This window comes from Mesorhizobium sp. M0571 (assembly GCF_040320985.1).
Classification (GTDB): Bacteria; Pseudomonadota; Alphaproteobacteria; order Rhizobiales; family Rhizobiaceae; genus Mesorhizobium.
Map to the genome: position 1 here is coordinate 27042 of NZ_JAMYQT010000004.1, position 20731 is coordinate 47772.

The following is a 20731-nucleotide window of genomic DNA, read 5'->3' on the forward strand; positions in this document are numbered from 1 at the left end:
CCCTTCAGTTGGAAGGATGCAGGATGTAAAAGCACCTGCTGGCGAATGGCGTATCGGCAATTTCTTCATCGCCAACGACAAGCTCGAAGCTGCTGTGCACGGACATTGTCCTGCGCTCAACGATGCAAGGAACCTGCGAGGCGGCGCGATCCAGTTCCGGCGCATGGTCGATGGCAACGACATGGGCATTGTTGATCGGCGAAGAAAGCAGCTGGCCAAACGGTCCGCGGCTTTCGTAGGGCTTTGGCGAACAGCCGAGCAGCACGAGGCCGCAGCTGCGCGGCTGGTGCTGGCGGATGGACGCCGATGATCCGGACAGATGCAACAGGCTCTCTCCGGCACCGGGCAATAGCCAAGCGGCTTGCAGCATGATCACGTCCGCGGAATCAAACAGTCTTGCGGGAGGCAAGATTGCGTTGTGTCGCCCAAAATCCCAACATACAAGACGAATTATGATGGATGTCACGCAACCACGCAATGCCATGGACTGGTACGAGCAAGCCTTGGACCTCACGCGGGGAATTGCTGCTTATGTCAACTGCCCTCTCGTGGCAGGGCTGGCGCGCGTCGTCGCCAAGCATCCGAAGGCCGATATCGCCAACGCCTTCAACCACAAGCAGGTCGCCTGCAAGATGTGGGCGCTCGACAGGCTGTTCGAAAGCGGCGGCGGCCGCTTCGGGCGCATATGGGTTCTGGGTGGATGGTACGGCGTATTGCCGGCAATGCTTTTCAACGACGCCCGCTTCGACATCGCGGCGGTCGATAGCATCGACATCGATCCCGAAGTCGCGCCGGTCGCCCGGACCCTCAACCGGGAAGCCGGCGACCGGTTCCGGGCGCTGACGGCAGATATGTACGCACTCGACTATGCGGCCGGGCGGCCCGATCTGATGGTCAATACGAGCTGCGAACACATAGCCGATCTGCGCGCCTGGCTTGCTCTGCTTCCGCCGGGCACGAATGTACTGCTGCAATCGAACGATTATTTCAGCGAGCCGACGCACATCAACTGCGTGGCTTCGCTTGCAGCCTTCGAGGAAATGGCGGCGCTACGGGAGGTGCGGTTCTCCGGCGAACTGCCGACAAAAAATTATACGCGCTTCATGCTGATTGGAACTGTTTAATGCATTTCGCCCAAAAGCGCGTAGCGGTTTTGGGACAACGACACGCATAAAAACAGGACTTGAAGCGCGTCGCACGAATCTCACCAGACGCGACGCGCGTTAGAGCATTTGCAGGAAAGTGTGGAAACGGCTTTCCGTCCGGAATTGCGTCAAAACAAAGAGACAGAGCGGTTCTGCGTGAAACGATGAACCGCTCTAGGATCTATCGTCTGTTTAATCATGAACTTTTCCGAAACCGGGCCCCATTTTTAGGGACCATGTTCGATGCCGCTCGCGCAGGATTTGCGCGGAGCGACGCGCGCCTTCCAGATCGAGACGATGCGCGGATGGCGTCGGTTCCCCAAGCGCTTGTTCGATCGCTTGCGCCAAACCTTCAGGCGTCAGGTCCTTTTCCATCAGCACCGTTGCAAGACCGAGTTCTTCGAGCATCAGGGCGCGAACCGTCTGTTCGGTTTCCCCGCCGGCTGCAAATGGGACGAGCAGGGAGCGACAACCCGCGCGCAGGACATCGCAGACCGTGTTGTAACCCGCCTGCGAGATTGACAGGCGGGCGCCGGTCAGCAGGCTGGCGAAATCCTCGCGGAACCGGAAGATGGACAGGCCCGGCGTGGCATCGCGTGCGATCGCGTCAAACTCGTCTTTCGGCAGGTTTGGGCCGGTGATCAAACACCATTTCCAAGCGTTGTTGGCATTCCGCGCCGCTGCGATGGTGGATCTGACAAGGCTCTTTCCGGCAGCCCCGCCGCCAACCGACACCAGAACGTCGAAGCGCTCGGAGGCCGCGGGCGATGGCGGCGCGGCAACGAGCCCCGTGTAGGTGACCTCGGCCCTGATCGCCCCAGCCAGTGGAAATGTCTTGTCGATGGTTGCGAAAGCCGGATCGCCGTGGACCATAACAAGATCGAAATGCCTGTTGATGAGATCGACCGTTTCCTCGTTTCGGCCCAGCTTGACGCGCTCCTGGAGGATATCACGGACGGACGTCGCCAGCAGCGGTCTGGGCGACGTCGCGTCGATGGCCTCGATCAGCGGCAAGAGTTCGAAACGCATCTGCCGGCGTCCAAATGGAAACGCCTCGACAATGACGATATCAGGCCTGCAATCCCGGAATGCCTGCAGCAGCATCTCTGAACGCCATTTCTTGAAATCATCGTCGATCGGGTTGCCTTGCAGGTCGACAAGTCCCGAAAATCCTTCATCACCGGAGGTGACAGGTGGCAGGGTTACAGATTGTACACCCAGTCCCGGAAACCCGGCGATCGGCGCTCCGCCGGTCACGACGGTAACGTCAAACCCGTCATCGACCAGAGCCGCCGCAATGCGGCTGGCGCGCGCGAGATGGCCGATGCCGAGCAGGTGCTGGACATAGAAGAAAGCGCGCAGCCGCTTCATTCGGCGGCCCGCCACTCCCGCTCGAACAGTTCCTTGAGCTGTCCAATGCTTGCCATATGATCGAAATCGTCGCGCACGCGCCGCTCTGCGGCGTCGCCGAGGCGGGCGCGCAGTACGGGATCACGGATCAGGCGCTCCAGCGCCTGTGCCAGGGCAATTGGGTTTTCCGTCGGAACCAGCAGCCCGGTTTCATCCGGCGATAAAAGCTCCGGCACGCCGGAAATATCGGTCGACACGCAGGCAAGCCGCTGGCTAGCCGCCTCCACCAGAACATTCGGCAGACCGTCCCGGTCGCCATTTGCGGTGATCCTGCAGGCCAGGGCGAAGATGTCGGCGCGGCGGTAGTGCTCAAGCACCTCCTCCTGCGCAAGCGCGCCTTTCCAAGAGACTCGACCATCCAGTCCGAGCTTTTGCGCCAGCGCCTTGAACCGTTCCAGTTCCTCGCCGCCGCCGATATGCTCGAAACGCCACGCCAAATCACCGGGCAACAGGGCAAGAGCCTCCAGCAAGGTATCGTAACCTTTCTTTTCAACGGCGCGCCCGACACTCAGAACGACAACCGGTTCGTCCGGCGTCGAGCCGTCATGCTGCTTTCGCGCCTCGCCGAAACTGCCGAAGCGATCAAGGTCGAGCCCATGATAGCTCAGATGCACAGACGAGTTGCCGTTAGCGAGTTTTTTCAGGCGGTCGAAGCCGGTTTTCGTGCAAGTGACCGTCCAGCGCGCCGAGGAAAGCTTGCCGGCCAGATCCCAGTCCGCCGAAGTCCAGATGTCCTTGGCATGGGCCGAGCAGGTCCAGGGCAGGCCACGAAGCTGGCTGGCATAGCGCGTCACCGATGCCGGTGTGTGCGCGAAATGTGCATGCAGCCAGCCCGCGCCTTCCGGCCATTCGGCCGCCAGCACGAGCGCTTGCCCGAAGCGGCGCGCTCGATTGCGCGAAAAGTCGCGGGGCATATCGGCAGCCAGCGATCCGAGCGCGCGCCAGAAGCCCGGCCGCAGCAGATAAGCAAACAGCGAGCGAACCACGCGCAGCGGCTCTTCATGCAGATATTCCGGCAGATAATGGACGGGAGCTTTGATCTCGTCATGCACGGGGTGGCGTTTTGCGTCGGTCGGCCGCCTGAGCGCGACGAGTATCAGGTCGAAACCTGCACGCTCCAGACCGAGCAGTTCCTGCGCGATGAAGGTTTCCGACAGCCGAGGATAGCCCTTCAGAACCACGACGATCTTGCGATGTTGCAACTCAGGTCATTCCTTCAATGACCGAAAGGTGATGGCCGGCCCGCCGGTCGAGTAGTTCCGCGACGATTTCGGAAATATGAGGCAGCCCTTCCAGCGTCAGATGCGGATTGCTCTGTGATGGGTGGGGCCGGTCCGGCAGCGCCACCAGTGCATCGGCAAACCGCTGGGAATCCTTGGCTTCCTCCGGCAAAAGCATCTCGATGAGGCCGAGTTCGGCTGCCCGCCGAGCGCGGATCAGTTGTTCCTGGCGGGGCTCGATGCGCGGCACGATCAGCGCCGGCTTGTCGAAAGATAGTATCTCGCAATAGGTGTTGTAACCGCCCATGGCCACTACCGCCTTGGCGCCGGCAATCAGGTCTTCCATGCGGTTGTCGAACTCGATGATCTTGATGTAGGGGATCTTGGACCCCTTCTTGAGCAGCTTGTTGCGCTTGCGCGCCGGCATGTAAGGCCCAAGCACGATCAGGGCCCTATGCTGCAATTGCGGATCCTGCTGATAGGCATCGATGACGTCGTGGATCAGTTCGGCGCCGTCACCGCCACCACCGGTGGTAACGAGGATATAGTCGCCCTCGGGCCGGTGGCCGGGCAACTCGTTCCGCTGCAGGCTCCGTTGCAAGAAACCGACGAACCTCATCTTTGCCCTGACAGCCGGCGGCACGTCCAAGCCGGTCAACGGATCGTAGAAATCCGGCGGGCCATAGGCCCAGACCTTGTCGTAGAACAGGGCTATCTTGCGCATCACATCCCTGCGTGCCCACTCTGCTTCGAGCAGATGCGGCGCATCCATCACCTCGCGCAGGCCAAGCACCAACGTGGTGCCCCGCGTCTTGAGGTAGGACAGCGTGTCCTCAATCTCACCGCGCAGGCCGAGCGGTTCCTTGTCGACGATGAAGATATCCGGCCGGAAGGTCTCAGCTGTATGGCGGATGATCGACTGGCGCATCCGTAACGTCTCATGCAGATCGATGTCCTTTTCCAGCGAGGTGTATTCGCCGTTGCGCAGCTTGATGACGCTGGGGATTTTCACGAAGTCGACACGGGCGCGGTAGTCGAAGGCGCCAGCGATAGTCGCACCCGAAATGATAAGCACCTGAAGTCCGCGGAAATCCTCGACCAGCGAATGCGCGATGGTCCGGCAGCGCTGCAAGTGGCCGAGCCCGAACGTGTCGTGGCTGTACATGAGAATTCGAGCGTTTTCTGCGTGCTGGGTCATTGTTGAACGTCTCTTAGAATTCTCGCTTTGAGGACCGTGAGCGACCCGCCGGCTTCGAAACAATCCTGGTTTTGAAACATGAGGCCGCGGTTTTCAATTTGTATTACTTCTGTGGAATGCCTGTCAGGTAGGCTTTCTGATTGCCTGAGTCCGAAACTAGATGGATTACCGAATATCGCCTCGGCGGGAGTGGGCCGAGACTCCCTGTTGTTGTGATGGGATGGATCGAAGGGGAAAGCGGTGTCCAAAAGATCGGCAGAAGTCATCCCTCTTGATTCCAATAAGCTCCGGTCTCTCCTAACTCCATTGGTTTCGGAACGGCGAAGGCGAATTCCGCTATCCTGCCCATATAGTCAACTGCTTGATCGGCATACGAAACGACAGGGTCGCCGGGCGTCGCACGGCGCATGTTGTTGCGGAACTCATTTCGCGCGCCATTGCTCTCGGTCTTGAGGGACCAAAGGTGCTGCCCATCAATCCCTTGACGGGCGGTCTGATTATGATTCACCGACCAGAACTGAGCCATCTATCGCCCAAGCTAGCCGGAATTTCGCCAGGAATCGAGTGGATGCCAGCGCTCGCAACACACCGCCGGCAGCAGGGTGTGTGCAACACCGGTTGCTTGTCGATCGCTATGGCCTCTCGCTAATGCCTTAGCTGGGGCGGTGACGGTACTTTTCGAGACGGCTTGGGCGCGGCGTCGAACGCCGCAAGGTGCAAAAAAATCGGCCGATTGGCCCCGATAGTTGGCGAAACCTCAAATATCTTTTTGTGGCGATTTTCCCTTTAAAATCAAAAGCGTAATTTTTTGACGGTTCTGGTGTCGGACTTTGCAAGGTGATGAAAAATATTTTACAGTAATGTCAATGAGTTATATGCTGTTTAAACAATCGAGTGGGAGTAGGGGGAAAGACCTGCAAAATTCGGCGAAACGAGCCTCGACCGCCGAATACTGAATGGCATCTTCTGGGTGCTGCGGTCTGGCGCAGCATGGCGCGACCTGCCGGAGCGATATGGCCCCCGCACCACCTGTTGCAACCGCTTCGTGCGATGGCGAAAGGCTGGGGTGTGGGACAGGCTTATGGACACTATTGCCGCAGCGCGCGACGGCAATATTCAGATAATTGACAGCACCTCCGTTCGTGCCCATCACCTGGCTGCTTCAAAGTCGGTCCTGGATCGCGGAAGGGGATGTGATGGTGGATTCTGATCGGATCGACAACCTGATCGCAGCGGTGCCCCCCGCCTTGGCGCTTCGCGCCGGGCTGGACCTTGGCATCTTCACCCGGCTCGGTGGCAACGCGGTGACTGCTGACAGCCTTGGGGCCGCGCTCAAAGTCGAGCCCGATCGTCTGTCGCGGCTCCTCTACGCGCTCGCCAGCATCGGTCTCCTCGAAGTCAAGGATGGTCAATTTCGCAACGGAGCCGAAGCGTCGGCCTTCCTCGACGCGTCCAAGCCGACCTATCGCGGCGGCGATCATGCGCTCCTGCGCGAGCTCTGGGGAGCCGACCTGCTGACCGCAGAGTCGCTGCGACAGAACCGGCCGGCTGCGCTGCACGACTTTTCCGAAGCGGGGCCCGAGGCCGCGGCGGCCTTCAGCCGCATGCTCGCACCGGGCGGGGTGATTTTCGGCCGACATCTGGCCCGGGAGATGGACCTCTCGGCGATCGGTTCGGTGATCGACATCGGCGGGGGCCCCGGGACCATTCTCGTCGGACTTCGCGAGCGGCGGCCGCAGATTGCGGCGACGCTGATGGAACTCCCAACAGTCGCAGCGGTCGCGCCAGATATCCTGTCAGAGTACGGTGCCGACGACGTGGTTGTCGAAGAGGGGGACATAACTGTCGCACCATCGATCGGTCGGCACGATCTGGCGATCCTGAAGGCCGTCGTCCAGGTCCTTCCGCCGGACCAGGCGCGCAGTTCGATCCTGAACGCGGCGCGTTGCCTCACACCCGGAGGCGAGATCGCAATTGCGGGGTGGGGTGTCGTCGATGACGACCGCCTCGGCCCGCCTGAGGGTGTCTTTCTGAATCTCACCTTCTTGAACCTCTATCGCCACGGCGAATCGTACACTGAAGGTCAGTATCGCGCGTGGATGACCGAGGCTGGATTCCGGGATATCTCCAGGTCGCGCCTGACGGACGGCTGCACGTTGTTTCGTGCGCGCCTCACGGGCTGATAGTGGCTGAATGGTTGGTTTCGGACGCAAGGCTCTCCGAGGCGCCCCGACCCTATCCGGGCAGCCTTGCAACCTTCAGCGCCGAGAGCGTTCGCTCGAGGTTCTCCGTCTCGCGATAGCGGAGCGCGTACATCGGCGAGAGTGAAGTCGGGAGACTTCCTTCGCAAACTCTCCACCAGCAGCCGCGCTTCGGCCGGTCGTCCGGCGAAGTCCTCGACTGTTGCGAGCAGGACGTATAGCGTTGTTGCAGAACTTAACCGTGCGGCGATCGGCGGGGTTTCGGATACTGCGACCTATTCTGTCGCAGATTTGGATTCAATCAGTTATGTGACGGTATTTTTGACGGTATCCAAAAATTTGAAAAATAATTCCTTTTTGGAATCAATAGTTTAGTTTTCCAGGATACAATGGAGTGAGAGTAGAGGGAACTGCGGCCGCAGTGTAGAAACGGCAGCCCTATCGATCCCCATTTTTCAGTGCGCGCCTTTTGCCTGCGACCAATTTCCTGCACTCCTTCCTGACCGCTTGGCCGATCTGACATGTCGTTGCCTCGGAAGTAAATCCCGTTCAGTCTCGCAGAGGGCTACAGCGTGCTATGGCGTGCGAATCGGCGGCCTGCTTCGCGCCCATGACAGCATTCAACGACTTAGGTGTCGAAAGACGGACATCGGCTTAGGCGGGCGAACGGTTACCCTCGGCCGATCGACTTGACCATAAGGCCACGGTCATTCGGCTGCATTCTTCTGGAGCTTCTCGAACACAAACAGCTTGCCTTCGCGCACGCTGTCTTCGAGTGGGCTCGCCTTCGCTAGGTGCGCCGCAATCGCGCTGGCCAGCATGCAGCCCGTCCCGCGCATCGATGCGGGAAGGCGTGGCGAGTCGAAGCGGATTGGTTCCTGATCGCGCCTCAACAGAATATCTATCGAACGGGGTCCCGCAGCGTGGCCACCCTTGATCAGCAGGGCCCGCGCGCCAGCTACCAGCAATTCCCGTCCCTGTCTCACCGCGCCGCTCTCATCCGCCGCCGGTTCCGCGCCAACAAGGAGCGCCAGTTCGAGGAGATTGGGTGTCACGAGGCGGCAAAGCGGCATCAGATCACGCTTCATGACGGCGACGGCATCGGCTTCCAGGAGCGCCCGGCCTGAGGTGGAGGCCAGCACCGGGTCGAGTACTGCCGGCACTTGCGGATTTTCGCGCAGCACAGCGACAACGGCAACGACGATCTCGGCCGTCGCGAGCATACCGATCTTGATGGCCGCCACTTCGTTGGCCTGCAGCGAGGCGCGCATCTGATCGGCCACCAAGTTCGGTGACGAATGACTGATTTCCATGACGGCTTCGTGCGTTTGCACCGTCAGCGCGGTGACAGCAAGACAGGTGCGCACGCCAATGGAAGCGATCGTCTCGATATCGCGTGCTATTCCGGCGCCGCCGCTGGAGTCCGATCCACCGACGACGAGCACATGCGGTTCTCGCCTCAGCGCCATCGCTTTGTCTTTTCGATCCATTCTCGCGTGCGCGCTTCGGGATCGGCGTTCAATGTGATGTCGGTGACCACTGCCGCGCTGTCTGCGCCAGCCTCGAAAACACCGTCGAGCCGCTTAGGGTTGAGGCCGCCAATGGCGACCAATGGGATCGGCGCGACCCGGCGCTTCCACTCGCTGATCCGTTCGAGCCCTTGCGGCGCCCATTTCATCTTCTTCAGGATGGTGGGATAAATGGGGCCGAGCGCGACGTAGTTGGGCATGGCGGCCATGGCCGTTTCCAGTTCGACATGATCATGCGTGCTGACCCCGACCTTCACGCCGGCTGCCCGTATCCGCGCGAGGTCGGCGGATAGCAAATCCTCCTGGCCGAGATGGACGAAGTCGCAGCCTTCCTCGATTGCCAGGCGCCAGTGGTCGTTGACGATGAACCGGCATTGGTGCTGGGCGCATAAAGCCTTGGCCTTGCGGATCTCCGCGCGCAACCCGGCTTCATCCATGCTCTTGATGCGCAGCTGCACCAGCTTGACGCCGAGCGGCAACAGCCGTTCGATCCAGGCAGCGCTGTCGACGATCAGGTAGAAGGGATCGAGCTTCATGAAAAAACTGCCCTGCCGATCGTCGGCGTCGATGGCACGGCGACGTCGCGCGGTTCGAGCATTCCCGAGCTGAAAGCTTCACGACCGGCATCGACCGCCTTGCCGAACGCGCGCGCCATACCGACCGGATCGGCCGCCTTGGCGACTGCGGTGTTCAGCAGCACGGCATCAAAGCCGAGCTCCATGACGGTTGCCGCGTGCGACGGTCGTCCGAGTCCCGCATCCACAATCAGCGGGATACCTGGGAAATGTCCGCGCATAGAGCGCAGCGCCATGATGTTGACCGGCCCGAGGGCGGAACCGATCGGCGCGCACCACGGCATCAAGACCTTGCAGCCCGCTTCTAGCAGCCGCTCGGCAACGACAAGGTCGTCGGTGGTATAGGGGAATACCGCAAAACCGTCCTCGCACAGGATGCGGGCGGCTTCGGCCAGGCCGAACACGTCCGGCTGCAGCGTGTCGTGGTTGCCGATCACTTCGAGCTTGATCCAGGTCGTACCGAAGACTTCGCGCGCCATGTTCGCGGTCGTGACCGCCTCCTTGACGGAGTGGCAGCCGGCAGTGTTGGGCAGGATTCCTACGCCGAGCGAGCGGATCAACGAGCAGAATTTTTCGCCAGCCCTGCCGCCTGCCATCTCACGGCGCAACGAGACGGTCACCACCGACGTGCCCGACGCCTTGACTGCATCGGCAAGGATGGCCGGCGAAGGATATTGAGCGGTGCCGAGAAGCAGGCGGGACTGAAGCGTCATCCCGAGAAGATCGAACATGTTAGCCTCCCTGCATGGGCGAGAGGATTTCAATACGGTCGCCGTCGCTCAACTGGAATTCCGCCCGGTTGGCTTTGTGCACGAGGTCGCTGTTGACGGCCGTTGCGAGCCAATCGCCCTCATAATCGAGAGCGGCAAGCAGTTCGGCCAGCGTGGTGGCGGCAACCTCATGCGCTTCGCCGTTGACGATCAGTTTCATAACCAAGCTCCTTCGTTCCGTCTTGATGGAAAACCAGGTCGGCCGCCTGGCGCGCCATGGCGGGCGCAAGAAGAAAGCCATGGCGATAAAGCCCGTTGATCGCGACGGTGCCTCCACGTGCCTCGACACGCGGCAGATTGTCGGGAAAGGCAGGACGGACGCCGACACCGGTTTCAACGATCTCGGCCTCGCCAAAGGCCGGATGGAGGGCGTAGGCAGCACCCAGAAGCTCCATCATCGAACGGACCGTGACCGGCTCCCCGGATTGGCTTTCAATCATCGTCGCGCCGATCATGAACTGGGCGTCGGCACGCGGCACCACGTAGAGCGGAAAGCGCGGATGAAGCAACCGGACCGGGCGCGACAGCGAGATGTCGGGCGTGTGCAGGACCAGCATTTCGCCGCGAACGCCGCGCAGCCTGTTATCGACGGCGGCCATTCCCGTGCAGTCGATCTGACGATCGAAACCGGAAACATGCCGGGCGTCGGTGCCGAAGTGGACTTCGACACCCATGGCTGCAAGCTTGTCATGAAGTGCTGCCATCGCCTGGCGCGGGTCGAGATGAGCCTCATCGGGGAAGAGCAATCCGCGCCGGAAGCGGCCGGCTAAGTCGGGCTCCAAGATCGCAATCTCGTCTTTACCAACACGGCGATGCCCCGACGTGCGGCTGGCGAACCGGTCGAGTTCGCCAGTATCGCGCGGCGCGGCCACGACCAGTGTTCCGGCCCGCGTCACCTGACCCGGCAGTACCGCATTCCACCAGTTGGCGGCGTCGCGGCCAAGGTCCAGCACCGGCTGCTCAGCGCTTTCACGCTCGCACCATGGCGCCAGCATGCCGCCGGCGAACCACGACGCATTGCCACCAAGGCCATGCCGGATCTCGGCGACCGTGACCGTCGCGCCGCGGGCGGCGAGTTCGAAGGCGGCGGTGAGGCCGGCGACGCCGGCCCCTTTGACCAGCACCCTCATGACGGTTCCGGCGCCTCTGGCATGAGTGGCACGCCGGTCTCGCCAGCTGGCATGTAGAGATCGCCACCCTCGCGGTATTTCGCCGCCATCGCAGCCATGCCCTCCTTCTGTGCCTCGGCGCGAATGTCGTGGGAGATGCGCATGGAACAGAATTTCGGTCCGCACATCGAGCAGAAATGCGCCAGCTTGTGCGCCTCCTTGGGCAAGGTCTGGTCGTGAAAGGACCGCGCGGTTTCGGGGTCGAGCGACAGGTTGAACTGGTCCTCCCAGCGGAACTCGAAGCGCGCGCGGGAAAGGGCATCATCCCTGATTTTCGCCGCCGGATGACCCTTCGCCAGGTCGGCGGCGTGGGCGGCGATCTTGTAGGTGATCACGCCGGTCTTGACATCGTTGCGATCGGGAAGGCCGAGATGCTCCTTGGGCGTGACGTAGCAGAGCATGGCGGTGCCGAACCAACCGATCATGGCGGCGCCGATGCCTGAGGTGATGTGGTCATAGCCCGGCGCGATGTCGGTCGTCAGCGGCCCCAGCGTGTAGAACGGCGCCTCGCCACAGACAGCGAGCTGCTTGTCCATGTTCGCCTTGATCTTGTGCATCGGCACGTGGCCAGGGCCCTCGATCATCACCTGGCAATCCTTCGCCCAGGCGATCTTCGTCAGCTCGCCGAGCGTTTCCAGCTCGGCGAATTGTGCTGCGTCATTGGCGTCGGCGATCGAGCCGGGACGAAGACCGTCGCCGAGCGAGAAGGACACGTCATAGGCGCGGCAGATGTCGCAGATCTCCGCGAAATGCTCGTAAAGGAAGCTTTCCCGGTGATGGTGCAGGCACCATTTGGCCATGATCGAGCCACCGCGCGAGACGATGCCTGTGACCCGGTCAACGGTCAGCGGGATGTAGTGCAGCCGCACGCCGGCATGGATGGTGAAATAGTCGACGCCCTGTTCGGCCTGTTCGATCAGCGTGTCGCGGTAGACCTCCCAGGTCAGGTCCTCGGCGATGCCGCCGACCTTTTCGAGTGCCTGGTAAAGCGGCACCGTGCCGATCGGCACCGGTGAATTGCGCACGATCCAGTCGCGGATGTTGTGGATGTTGCGGCCGGTCGACAGGTCCATCACTGTATCGGCGCCCCAGCGGACCGCCCAGACCATCTTTTCGACCTCTTCGGCCATCGAGGAGGTGACAGCGGAGTTGCCGATATTGGCATTGATCTTGACCAGGAAATTGCGGCCGATGATCATCGGCTCACTTTCGGGATGATTGATGTTGGCGGGAATGATTGCCCGCCCGCGCGCCACTTCGTCACGCACGAATTCCGGCGTCACGAAATCGGGAAGCGCCGCGCCGAAGGCTTCGCCGTCGCGTTGCAGCTTGCCGCGGACGATCTCGCGGCCGAGGTTCTCACGGATGGCGACGAACTCCATTTCGGGCGTGATGATGCCGGCGCGCGCATAGGCAAGCTGGGTCACCACCTTGCCTGATCTGGCCCTGAGCGGCCGGTTGCGAACGGGAAATTCCGGCGTCAGGCGCTCGCCAGCGGCGAATCCATTGTCTTCCGGCCGGACATGGCGGCCGTCATAGGCTTCGACATCGCCACGCGCCAAAATCCATTCGTGGCGAAGTCGGGCGAGGCCTTTTTCGATGTCGGTTTCGACAGTCGGGTCGGTATAGGGGCCGGACGGATCGTAGACGGCGACAGGCGGTTCGCCCGCCGTCGGATGGACGGAGATTTCGCGCATCGGCACCCTGATCTGCGGATGGAGGACGCCGGACTTGTGGATTTTCCGAGAGGCGGGCAGCGGTCCCGTCGACACCGCGGGGGTGAGGGCATTCATCTTGAGGCTCCTTTGCTCATGCATTGGAGACCCAGTTCTGTGCCGGAAGGATGAAAAGACGCTTTGGTCGACCTGCTCGAAACAGGACCTCGGGCACGAACTCCCGCAAAGCGCTTGCACCGTCCCTACGCCAGTATGAACTGGATCAGGTTCAACGGGTCACTGCGCCGCGAAAGCCAGCAGTATCTCAGCCCCTTGCCGGGACTCCCCTGGTGAATGCATCGAAATTGAGCTGGCCAGCGCTATCTTGTCAAGCGCATTCGGGCCGCGGCGGTGATCGTCGGGCGATCAAACCGGGCAGAAAAGCTCGCGCAGGCGTCGGGACAAGTCCCTGAATATACCGCGCGGACGGTACTTTCTGCGAGTGTACCGTACTGGGGAGGAGTCCGTCGGTCTGCCGAAAACGCCGATAGTAGGCGATAGATGGATTCCCTCGGGCAGCCGAAATTCGTCAATCAAAAACCAAATTTTTGACGGTTATGCCTGACGGCAGCTGCGCAGAGCGCAAACAAATTGCTTCGCGAGATCAATGGGTTATCATGGGTTGAAACAATCGAGTGGGAATGACGGGGATAGCGTCGGATAGATTTGGATAGCGTTGCGTAGTCTTGTGATCGATAGCATGCGAATGACACGGATAGTCAGCCGTATCAGCCGGAGAATCGGGGCGTACGGTCTCAGCCTCACGACGTTTGTAAGAGCCGATCGGCTCAAGGTCACTCGATGATGTCATGATCAACTCTATGGACGCATTCAGGACGAGGACGTCGTAAGCGGGAACACGTTGCCTCTACGGGGCGTCGAGCATCGCGATAGCGCAATGTCAATTTTCCAATCACGCGCACGACCAACGCCAACGGTACTAACAAGGGAATTTGCGCCATGATCAAATCCGGCGTTCCATGCGCGATCTGATGACGTAGTCCCACTCGCCGTGAAACTCTTCGCACTCGACCTTCAGTTCTCGCAGTTCCTTCTTTGAGATATTCTTGCCGATGGGATAGCGCCGACGATCGAGTCGGACGCGCACGACGAGACCAACCTCGGTTGGTCGTGTTGCCAATGGGGTTGATGATGGTCTCGTAGGTCCGCAGAGGGCGGCGACGACCTCGTCGGGGTTCTCTTCCGCGTAGTGAAGAGCCAGGCGGCCGACCGCGAGATCGACGACTTCATGACCGCCCCACGCTCGCGCCCAGCGTGACGAGAAGCTCGTTCAGTTGCTCGAACGTCTCGCCCATCGCATCCGCCGCCCCGGTGCCGGCAGCGTCGAGAGCTTCCTTCGAGGGATAGAGTTCGTGCATGACCAGCAGCGTCTTGCCACCTTTTTCCTCGAAGGTCACCGTGGTGACGGGTCCACCGTCACCACCTTCGTCATTGGTCCAGACGAGGCGCGAGTGCGGTGTCACTTCGATATACCTACCGAAGAACTCGTCAGGGTTTGAGCCATCGTGGCCGAACACCAAACGGTACCTGCCCCCGACACGAACATCCATCTCGCAGGAACGCAGGAACATGCCCATCGACTTCGGCGCCCACCACTGCTTGAACAGCTCGGGCTTGGTCCACGCCTCGAACACGATGCGCGCCGGGCCGTTGAAGGTTCGCGTAACGACGAGCTCACGCTCGGACTTGCGTTCCACCGTCGTGCGGTTCTTCATGGGGGTGGGCTCACTATCTCTTCTTTCGTCCATCGACTTTCTCCTTCCGTTTCAATTCCTCGACAACCTTGTCCAACTCGTCGAAGCGTGCGTCCCAGAGCTGGCGGTACCTCTCGATCCATGCCGCCTCTTCCTCCAGTCCGCGCAGGCCGAGCTTGCAGGTCCGCACGCGCCCGACCTTCTCCGTGGTGACGAGCCCCGCCTGCTCCAAGACGCTGACATGCTTCTTCATGCCCGTGAGGGTCATGTGGAACTTCTCGGCAAGGTCCGTGATCGAAGCGTCTGCACGCCCGAGTTGCTCCAGAACGCCGCGTCGGTTGGCGTCCGAGAGCGCGGCGAACGAGGCATCGAGGCGGGGCCGGAAATACTGAACCATGTGGTTCAGTATTTAACACGCGGATTGGCGGCATGCAAGGGGAAGCCGAGCGCGCGCTGCGTTGCCGGCCGCCTTGTGCTCACGCCGCGCGTCATGCAACTGCGTCGCCTGGTGATCGGCGAGGTCGGCCGTTTCCCTGAACTGGCGAGGGCGCTCTTTGAGGGCGGACCCAGGCGCGCAATAGCGGCGATGGCAGTGCTGTTCGAGCGCTTGGCCGAGCGCGGCCTAATTGCGATCGATGATCCAGCTGCCGCTGCTTCCCAGTTCAATTGGTTGATTATGGGCGAGCCATTGAGCAGCGCCATGCTGTTGGGTGACGAGGCGATTCCAAAGCCAGCGGAGCTTCGACGACACGCCGCAGCCGGCGTGCACGTGTTCCTTGCGTCGTACGGCAAGTGAGGCACGCCACGGCGGTGAGCGGATGTCGGTCGCAATCAAACGGACCGCTCGGTCTTGGTTGACGGTCTTTCTCCGGCGCCAAGCGGGTCGCGATTCGTCGCGGCGCTATCGAAAGCCGACCGATCGATGCCGATAGTCGCTGAAATCGAGCGGATTTTGAATCGCCGAAATTCCCTTTTGAATTCAAGAGCGCAAATTTTTGACGGATCGAGGAGCGCATACCCTTGTCTGCCAGTGCCAGACTCAGGTCCGAAGGCGTCGCGAAATCTTCCATTCGATCCTGGCTAGGCGTGGGGTGGGAGTTGAGACCCGCTAGCCTTTGCCCGCAGCCAGTCCGAGACGCGATAGTATCGTAACATCGCGGCCGGAGCGAACGACATGAAGAAGGGTGCCCGCCGGAGCGGTTCGAGTTTCAGCGAAAGGTCTTTTTCAGGAACGCCCTTCGCCCATTCGCCGAGTATGCCGCCGAGCATGCTTCCGGTAGGCACGCCGCGACCGGATAGCCCCGTCAACGCGACGACGCCCGGCGCGAGTTGATAGAATCTCGGGATGGTGCGCTTCTGCATGTCCAACTCGCCGAACCAGAAATACTCCCATCTCAAGTCGCTGCTGAGCTGCGGATGGAGCCAGCGCAGGCGGTCGGACATGAGGCGATGCGTAAAGGCCAGGTCCCGGCCGCGCCGGCCCATCGGGAACATCGAGGCGACGATCCGTCCCTCGGCGTTGTACTTGTAGACAAAGATGTCGCCGCGGCCGTCATGCATCGTCGTGTCGCGCGGCAGGATGGTTTGGCGTTCGCTGGCGGTCAGCGGTTGGGTGGCGGCGACAAACACCCTCTGGATCCTGTAGGTCCGGTCGAGGCCGGGCCATCCGTCGACGGTGTAGGCGCCGGTCGCAAAGATGACCTTGTCGGCGACGACGGTTCCTTCGCCTGCGTGCACTGCCCAGGCACCATCCTGTCGCACGACATCGCGGACCGGCGACCCAGTGTGGATTGTGCCACCTTCCTCCATGACGGCACGTGCTAGGCCTCTTGCATATCCCAATGGATTGAGGTGACCGGCCTCGGAATGAAACCAGCCGCCATAATATCGCGGGCTGCCGGTCATCTCCTCGCTCGCCTGCCTGTCGAGCACCCGCGTCTTGGCGCCGACGGCATTGTATTGCTGCGCCTTTGCCTCGAGCTTGGCGACAGCGCCTGGCGTAAGCGCGCCCATGACGTAGCCGTTCTGTTGCCATTCGCAATCGATGCCATAGCGCTCGATCATCCCAGCGACTTGTTTGTTTGCCCCTGTCTGCCGGGCGATCAGCCGTTCGGCCCACGGCTCGCCCAGCATGGCACGCAGTTCGGGCAGGCTGTAATGGGTGAAGGTTGGCGTACAGTGGCCGGCATTGCGGCCCGAGCCGCCGAACCCGATCTCCTGGGCTTCGAGCAGAACGACGTCTATGCCGTCACGGGCGAGATCGAGTGCGGTGGTCAACCCGGTGTAGCCGCCGCCGACGATGCAGACGTCCGCCCGCCTGCGTCCTTGCAGAGGGCTGGTCTCTGGCGCCGGCGGCGCGGTCGCATACCAGAGCGAGACTTCAAACGGCGAAAACCTTGCCATTCCGGGCGGCCTCACAGCATGTCGCTTCGTGCGTCGAGCGCATCGCGCAATCCGTCGCCGATGAAGTTGAAACTGGTGACCGCCAGTGTGATTGCGGCACCAGGAACGATTGCCAGCCACGGCGCGCTGTCGAGATATTGCTGGGCGCCGTTCAGCATGTTGCCCCAACTCGGCAGCGGAGGCTGGATGCCGTAGCCGAGAAAGCTGACATAGGCTTCCAGAAGGATGGCGCGGGCAACGGTAAGCGTGGCCGCGACGATGATCGGACCGATCGCATTGGGCAACAGCTCGCGAAACATGATGTGGCTGTTGCTGAGCCCGAGCATGCGGGCGGCGACGACGAAGTCGCGTTCGCGCAACGAACGCACTTCCGCCTCCACGATGCGCGCGATTTCCATCCAGCTCGTTGCCGCGATGATCAGGGTGATCATGATCGGGCTCGGCTTGATGAAGGCCGCCATCGCCAGCAGCAGGAAGATGTTGGGAAAGGACAGCATCGCGTCGACGAAACGCATCAGTACCGTGCCGATGCGGCCGCCGAAGAAGCCGGCGGCGATCCCGAGCACGGTTCCGAAGACCGTGCTGATGATCATCGCGGCGAAGCCGACCAGGAGCGAAATGCGGCCGGCCATGAAGAGGCGCGCCGCGATGTCGCGGCCAAGCGGATCGGTGCCGAAGAAATGATAGCCCGTGAACGGCGGCGAGAACCGGCCACGCAGGTCGATGTAGAGATCGTCAAAGGGCAGCAGCAAGGGTCCGAAGACGCAGGCCAGCACCAGAACGATGATCATCACCAGGCCGAACATCGCCAGTCGATGACGGGCAAATCGGCGCACGCTGCGGCTATGCCACCAGCGTTGCCTGGCGTGGGTGGGGACAAGGAAATCCGACTGGGTCATCGCTTCGTTCCTCAGCTCAATCGAATGCGCGGATCGACGAACGCGACGGTGAGGTCCGCGGCCAGATTGCCGACCAGGACGAGGACCGCGGACATCATCAACAGGCCCATCACCACGGGGTAGTCGCTGTAACCGAGACTATCGAGGAACAGCCGCCCCATGCCGGGCCAGGTAAAGACAGTTTCCGTCACCAGGGCGCCACCCAGTATTGTCGGCAGTTGCAGTCCCAGCAGCGTGATCATCGGCAGCAGGGCGTTTCCGAGGATATGGCGGATCAACACGCGTCGGGAACTCAGCCCCTTGGCCCGGGCCGTTCGGACGAAATCCTGGTTGATGACGTCGAGCGTCGCGGTGCGCATGTAGCGGCTCCACACGGCGACATTGACCAGCGCAAGAACGATGCTCGGCATGATGAGATGGATCGCGTAGTCGCCGAGCGAGCCATTGCCGATCGTGTACATGTTACCGGCCGGCAGCCATTTGAGCCGGAGCGAGAAGATGTAAATCGCGATCAACCCAAACCAGAAGGTCGGGATCGACAACGCTACCATTGCGCCGACTGTCGCCGCGTAGTCGAAGATCGAATACCGCTTGAGCGCGCCAAGGACACCTACCCACGTACCGACGGAGATGGCGATCGCGGTCGATACGCCCATCAGCAGCAATGTTGCGACAAGGTGCTCCCAGATGATGTCGAGCACCGGCCTTCCGTCCCGGTAGGAACGTCCCCAGTCACCGCGAAGCAGGTGTGACAGCCAGTCGATGTACTGAACCGGAAGAGGTCGGTCGAGCCCCATTTGCGAGGCGATGCGATCGAGATCGGCCTGCGTCATCCCTGGCGTGAGGCTGAACTGCGAGAGCGGTCCGCCTGGAGCGAGGTTCAAGACGGCAAAGCCAATCACCGAAACCAGCAGGAGCAGGACGAGACTTTGCCAGAAGCGTCCCAGCAGATAGCGAAGCATGCCGGATGTCTCCGTTTTTGCTGTCCGTCGGATATGGGTCGCGCCAGTGGCGCCTTTGTCGGCGATTGAAACCGAGCCGTCAGTGCCGGCCCGGCCTCACGTCCGCAGCTAGGACCAGTACCAGGTGGCCACGTCCCAGGAGTCGATGCGCACATTGATGTTCGGCTCGACCCCTTCGACACCGGACTTGTGTCCGCGGACGGTCGCGTATTGGAACATCGGCAGGAAAGGCAGGTCGTTGCGCACGGTCTCCTGGATTTTCAGGTAGGCCTGCTTGCGCTTCTCCGGCACGAATTCGACGCCGCCGGCTTCGAGCAGCTTGTCCACCTCAGGGCTGGCATATTGCCACGTATTCTGGCCGGCGCCGCCCTTGGCCGGAATTGATTTCGAACTGAGGTAATCCGACGTGTCGGGGTCGGATCCTGTCAGGAAGTTGATGCCGACGACGACGGAATCGTATTCCGACTTCATCCAGTAGTCGCCCCACATCACGGCCGGTGGCAGGTTGGAGATCACCACCTCGACACCGGCGTCGCGATACGATTGCTGAATGAACTGCTGCGCCTGTTCGCGGATATGATTGCCCGCCGTGGTCGAGTTCTTGAACGAGAGGCGGACGCCGTCCTTGACGCGGATGCCATCCGCGCCGGGGACCCAGCCGGCCTCGTCCAGCAATTTCTTGGCCTTTTCCAGATCGTATTCCTGCTTCGGCAGATCCGGATTGTAGTAAAAGGATTGCTGCGGCATGTAGGTCTCGGTCGGGGTCGGCAGCCCGTAGTAGAGGGCGTCGATGATCGTCTTCTTGTCCAGCGCATAGTACAGCGCCTGGCGAACGGCGAGTTCCTTGAACTGCGGGCGCTCCATGTTGAAGCTGAGCGATTCGACCGTGGCGGCGGGAATGACGGCAACGGACGTTCCGCTCAATGCTTTGGCTTCCTCATAGTGGTCGGCCGTGATCCACTGCAGTCCGATGACGTCGATGTCACCGGTCTTGAATTGGGTGTAGAGAACTGTCAGGTCCGGAATGTATTTATAGATCAGCCGCTCGAGATAAGGGCCGTCGCCGAAGTAGTCGGTGTTGGCGGCCAGTTCGATATGATCGCCGGCCATGCGTTCCACCCATTTGAACGGCCCGGTCCCGATTGGGGCGTTGTTGAACGGCGCGGTATTCTTGTCCTCCGCCGCACCGAGCACATGTTTCGGAACGATGAAGGTCGCGGCCAGAATTGACGGGTAGGTTGCGTATGGCTCCTTCATCTTCCATCTGATCTCGGTTGGCGAGACGACGGTGAGGTCCTGGACAAGTTCGTGGCCGGCGCGCCGCCAGCTCAGAAATTTCGGGTCGACCAAGAGTTCGAGCGTGAACTTGACGTCCTCGGCCGTGAACGGCTTTCCGTCATGCCACTTCACGTCGTCGCGCAGCTTTACGTGCCATTCGAGTCCGTCGGCCGAGATGCCGCCGTTCTCGACGGTAGGCACCTCCTTGGCGAGTGCGGGGAAGAAATTACCTTTCGGATCGACGCCAAACAGCGGATCGAAGACGCTGAAGTGAATGCCCTCGTCGACCTCGATATGCACCAGATGCGGGTTGAAGACGGTGGGCTCCTGGGAAAAGCCGACTATCACCTGCCCCTTGGGCGCGCTCGGCGGGGTTGCGGCAAGGGCCTTGCCGGCTCCTGTCAGGTTGGGCATGGCGAGGCCGGCGGCGCCGGCGATTGCCATTCCAAGCGTCTGACGACGCGTCGGCCGAAAAATTGTGCTGCTGCTCTGGTTCGACATTAGAGTCTCCTGTTGAAGTGTTCCACTTTTGCTGCGTCCCG

The 20731-nt window shown here is 61.3% G+C and carries 21 protein-coding genes, 1 pseudogene and 1 riboswitch; of the genes and pseudogenes, 4 read left to right on the plus strand and 18 right to left on the minus strand.

Annotation, left to right across the window (positions count from 1 at the left end; all coding sequences use genetic code 11):
* Positions 1-4: 4 nt before the first annotated feature.
* Positions 5-325: a hypothetical protein gene (locus NKI85_RS06505; RefSeq protein ID WP_352529896.1), complete on the minus strand. Its 321-nt coding sequence runs from the start codon at positions 323-325 to the stop codon at positions 5-7.
* A 130-nt stretch (positions 326-455) separates the two neighbouring features.
* Here NKI85_RS06505 and NKI85_RS06510 point away from each other — a divergent pair, with 130 nt between their 5' ends.
* Complete coding sequence (locus tag NKI85_RS06510) at positions 456-1124, plus strand: class I SAM-dependent methyltransferase (protein ID WP_352529932.1); 669 nt, start codon at positions 456-458, stop codon at positions 1122-1124.
* 213 nt (positions 1125-1337) lie between these two features.
* Here NKI85_RS06510 and NKI85_RS06515 read toward each other — a convergent pair whose 3' ends face one another.
* The 4 genes from NKI85_RS06515 to NKI85_RS06530 all read right to left on the minus strand — a co-directional run bounded on the left by NKI85_RS06515 (position 1338) and on the right by NKI85_RS06530 (position 5499).
* Complete coding sequence (locus NKI85_RS06515) at positions 1338-2516, minus strand: glycosyltransferase family protein (RefSeq protein WP_352529894.1); 1179 nt, start codon at positions 2514-2516, stop codon at positions 1338-1340.
* Positions 2513-3757, minus strand: coding sequence for a glycosyltransferase (locus tag NKI85_RS06520; RefSeq protein ID WP_352529892.1), 1245 nt, complete (start codon positions 3755-3757; stop codon positions 2513-2515). Before NKI85_RS06520 ends, NKI85_RS06515 begins: the two co-directional genes overlap by 4 nt.
* A 1-nt stretch (position 3758) precedes the next feature.
* Complete coding sequence (locus NKI85_RS06525) at positions 3759-4973, minus strand: glycosyltransferase family protein (protein WP_352529890.1); 1215 nt, start codon at positions 4971-4973, stop codon at positions 3759-3761.
* Positions 4974-5235: 262 nt separating this feature from the next.
* Positions 5236-5499, minus strand: coding sequence for a hypothetical protein (locus NKI85_RS06530; protein WP_352529888.1), 264 nt, complete (start codon positions 5497-5499; stop codon positions 5236-5238).
* 411 nt (positions 5500-5910) lie between these two features.
* Between NKI85_RS06530 and NKI85_RS06535 the strand changes: the two are divergent.
* Together NKI85_RS06535 and NKI85_RS06540 are read left to right on the plus strand one after the other, a co-directional pair.
* A pseudogene (locus NKI85_RS06535) lies at positions 5911-6138 on the plus strand (transposase); the annotation flags it as partial.
* Positions 6139-6169: 31 nt separating this feature from the next.
* The gene (locus NKI85_RS06540) at positions 6170-7156 is read left to right on the plus strand and encodes a methyltransferase (protein WP_352776415.1); all 987 of its coding nucleotides are present in this window, start codon (positions 6170-6172) and stop codon (positions 7154-7156) included.
* A 725-nt stretch (positions 7157-7881) separates the two neighbouring features.
* On the opposite strand, the gene NKI85_RS06545 is transcribed toward NKI85_RS06540, so the two are convergent.
* The 9 genes from NKI85_RS06545 to NKI85_RS06585 all read right to left on the minus strand — a co-directional run bounded on the left by NKI85_RS06545 (position 7882) and on the right by NKI85_RS06585 (position 15044).
* Positions 7882-8643, minus strand: coding sequence for a hydroxymethylpyrimidine/phosphomethylpyrimidine kinase (locus tag NKI85_RS06545; RefSeq protein WP_352529884.1), 762 nt, complete (start codon positions 8641-8643; stop codon positions 7882-7884).
* A complete protein-coding gene (locus NKI85_RS06550; RefSeq protein ID WP_352529882.1) occupies positions 8634-9239 on the minus strand; it encodes a thiamine phosphate synthase in 606 nt (201 codons plus the stop codon). The genes NKI85_RS06545 and NKI85_RS06550 overlap by 10 nt, the downstream gene beginning before the upstream one ends.
* On the minus strand, positions 9236-10009 hold the full coding sequence (locus tag NKI85_RS06555; RefSeq protein WP_352529880.1) for a thiazole synthase: 774 nt from the start codon (positions 10007-10009) through the stop codon (positions 9236-9238). Before NKI85_RS06555 ends, NKI85_RS06550 begins: the two co-directional genes overlap by 4 nt.
* A gap of 1 nt (position 10010) precedes the next feature.
* The gene (gene thiS, locus NKI85_RS06560; protein WP_352529878.1) at positions 10011-10208 is read right to left on the minus strand and encodes a sulfur carrier protein ThiS; all 198 of its coding nucleotides are present in this window, start codon (positions 10206-10208) and stop codon (positions 10011-10013) included.
* Positions 10177-11178, minus strand: a complete 1002-nt coding sequence (gene thiO, locus NKI85_RS06565; protein ID WP_352529876.1) for a glycine oxidase ThiO — start codon at positions 11176-11178, stop codon at positions 10177-10179. Before thiO ends, thiS begins: the two co-directional genes overlap by 32 nt.
* Positions 11175-13010 (minus strand): phosphomethylpyrimidine synthase ThiC, encoded by a 1836-nt coding sequence (gene thiC, locus NKI85_RS06570; RefSeq protein ID WP_352529874.1) that lies wholly within the window; start codon positions 13008-13010, stop codon positions 11175-11177. The genes thiO and thiC overlap by 4 nt, the downstream gene beginning before the upstream one ends.
* A gap of 104 nt (positions 13011-13114) precedes the next feature.
* Positions 13115-13231, minus strand: a riboswitch (TPP riboswitch).
* Between the two features lie 665 nt (positions 13232-13896).
* Entirely contained in the window at positions 13897-14073 is a 177-nt protein-coding gene (locus NKI85_RS06575) for an ISAzo13-like element transposase-related protein (protein WP_352776419.1), read from the minus strand.
* Between the two features lie 106 nt (positions 14074-14179).
* A complete protein-coding gene (locus tag NKI85_RS06580) occupies positions 14180-14701 on the minus strand; it encodes an SRPBCC family protein (RefSeq protein ID WP_352776420.1) in 522 nt (173 codons plus the stop codon).
* Positions 14682-15044: an ArsR/SmtB family transcription factor gene (locus NKI85_RS06585; RefSeq protein WP_352529868.1), complete on the minus strand. Its 363-nt coding sequence runs from the start codon at positions 15042-15044 to the stop codon at positions 14682-14684. The genes NKI85_RS06580 and NKI85_RS06585 overlap by 20 nt, the downstream gene beginning before the upstream one ends.
* Here NKI85_RS06585 and NKI85_RS06590 point away from each other — a divergent pair.
* Positions 14964-15443, plus strand: coding sequence for a TetR/AcrR family transcriptional regulator C-terminal domain-containing protein (locus NKI85_RS06590; RefSeq protein WP_352529866.1), 480 nt, complete (start codon positions 14964-14966; stop codon positions 15441-15443). The two genes, NKI85_RS06585 and NKI85_RS06590, sit on opposite strands and share 81 nt — an antisense overlap.
* A gap of 284 nt (positions 15444-15727) precedes the next feature.
* Here NKI85_RS06590 and NKI85_RS06595 read toward each other — a convergent pair whose 3' ends face one another.
* The 4 genes from NKI85_RS06595 to NKI85_RS06610 form a co-directional block, all read right to left on the minus strand.
* Positions 15728-17050 carry an NAD(P)/FAD-dependent oxidoreductase gene (locus NKI85_RS06595; RefSeq protein ID WP_352776422.1) on the minus strand — a complete coding sequence of 441 codons (1323 nt, stop codon included), beginning with the start codon at positions 17048-17050 and terminating at the stop codon, positions 15728-15730.
* Between the two features lie 11 nt (positions 17051-17061).
* Positions 17062-17949: an ABC transporter permease gene (locus NKI85_RS06600; protein WP_352529862.1), complete on the minus strand. Its 888-nt coding sequence runs from the start codon at positions 17947-17949 to the stop codon at positions 17062-17064.
* Positions 17950-17960: 11 nt separating this feature from the next.
* The gene (locus tag NKI85_RS06605) at positions 17961-18911 is read right to left on the minus strand and encodes an ABC transporter permease (protein WP_352776424.1); all 951 of its coding nucleotides are present in this window, start codon (positions 18909-18911) and stop codon (positions 17961-17963) included.
* 108 nt (positions 18912-19019) lie between these two features.
* On the minus strand, positions 19020-20603 hold the full coding sequence (locus NKI85_RS06610) for a peptide ABC transporter substrate-binding protein (RefSeq protein ID WP_502900641.1): 1584 nt from the start codon (positions 20601-20603) through the stop codon (positions 19020-19022).
* Between the last annotated feature and the right edge of the window lie 128 nt (positions 20604-20731).

Excerpts from the sequence above, each read along its gene's own strand:
- thiS (WP_352529878.1), bottom strand. The coding sequence starts at position 10,208 with ATGAAACTGATCGTCAACGGCGAAGCGCATGAGGTTGCCGCCACCACG.
- thiC (WP_352529874.1), bottom strand. The coding sequence starts at position 13,010 with ATGAATGCCCTCACCCCCGCGGTGTCGACGGGACCGCTGCCCGCCTCT.
- NKI85_RS06595 (WP_352776422.1), bottom strand. The coding sequence starts at position 17,050 with ATGGCAAGGTTTTCGCCGTTTGAAGTCTCGCTCTGGTATGCGACCGCG.
- NKI85_RS06600 (WP_352529862.1), bottom strand. The coding sequence starts at position 17,949 with ATGACCCAGTCGGATTTCCTTGTCCCCACCCACGCCAGGCAACGCTGG.
- NKI85_RS06605 (WP_352776424.1), bottom strand. The coding sequence starts at position 18,911 with ATGCTTCGCTATCTGCTGGGACGCTTCTGGCAAAGTCTCGTCCTGCTC.
- NKI85_RS06510 (WP_352529932.1), top strand. The coding sequence starts at position 456 with ATGGATGTCACGCAACCACGCAATGCCATGGACTGGTACGAGCAAGCC.
- NKI85_RS06610 (WP_502900641.1), bottom strand. The coding sequence starts at position 20,603 with ATGCCCAACCTGACAGGAGCCGGCAAGGCCCTTGCCGCAACCCCGCCG.
- NKI85_RS06545 (WP_352529884.1), bottom strand. The coding sequence starts at position 8,643 with ATGGCGCTGAGGCGAGAACCGCATGTGCTCGTCGTCGGTGGATCGGAC.
- NKI85_RS06555 (WP_352529880.1), bottom strand. The coding sequence starts at position 10,009 with ATGTTCGATCTTCTCGGGATGACGCTTCAGTCCCGCCTGCTTCTCGGC.
- NKI85_RS06580 (WP_352776420.1), bottom strand. The coding sequence starts at position 14,701 with ATGGACGAAAGAAGAGATAGTGAGCCCACCCCCATGAAGAACCGCACG.
- NKI85_RS06585 (WP_352529868.1), bottom strand. The coding sequence starts at position 15,044 with ATGGTTCAGTATTTCCGGCCCCGCCTCGATGCCTCGTTCGCCGCGCTC.
- NKI85_RS06540 (WP_352776415.1), top strand. The coding sequence starts at position 6,170 with ATGGTGGATTCTGATCGGATCGACAACCTGATCGCAGCGGTGCCCCCC.
- thiO (WP_352529876.1), bottom strand. The coding sequence starts at position 11,178 with ATGAGGGTGCTGGTCAAAGGGGCCGGCGTCGCCGGCCTCACCGCCGCC.
- NKI85_RS06525 (WP_352529890.1), bottom strand. The coding sequence starts at position 4,973 with ATGACCCAGCACGCAGAAAACGCTCGAATTCTCATGTACAGCCACGAC.
- NKI85_RS06550 (WP_352529882.1), bottom strand. The coding sequence starts at position 9,239 with ATGAAGCTCGATCCCTTCTACCTGATCGTCGACAGCGCTGCCTGGATC.
- NKI85_RS06515 (WP_352529894.1), bottom strand. The coding sequence starts at position 2,516 with ATGAAGCGGCTGCGCGCTTTCTTCTATGTCCAGCACCTGCTCGGCATC.
- NKI85_RS06530 (WP_352529888.1), bottom strand. The coding sequence starts at position 5,499 with ATGGCTCAGTTCTGGTCGGTGAATCATAATCAGACCGCCCGTCAAGGG.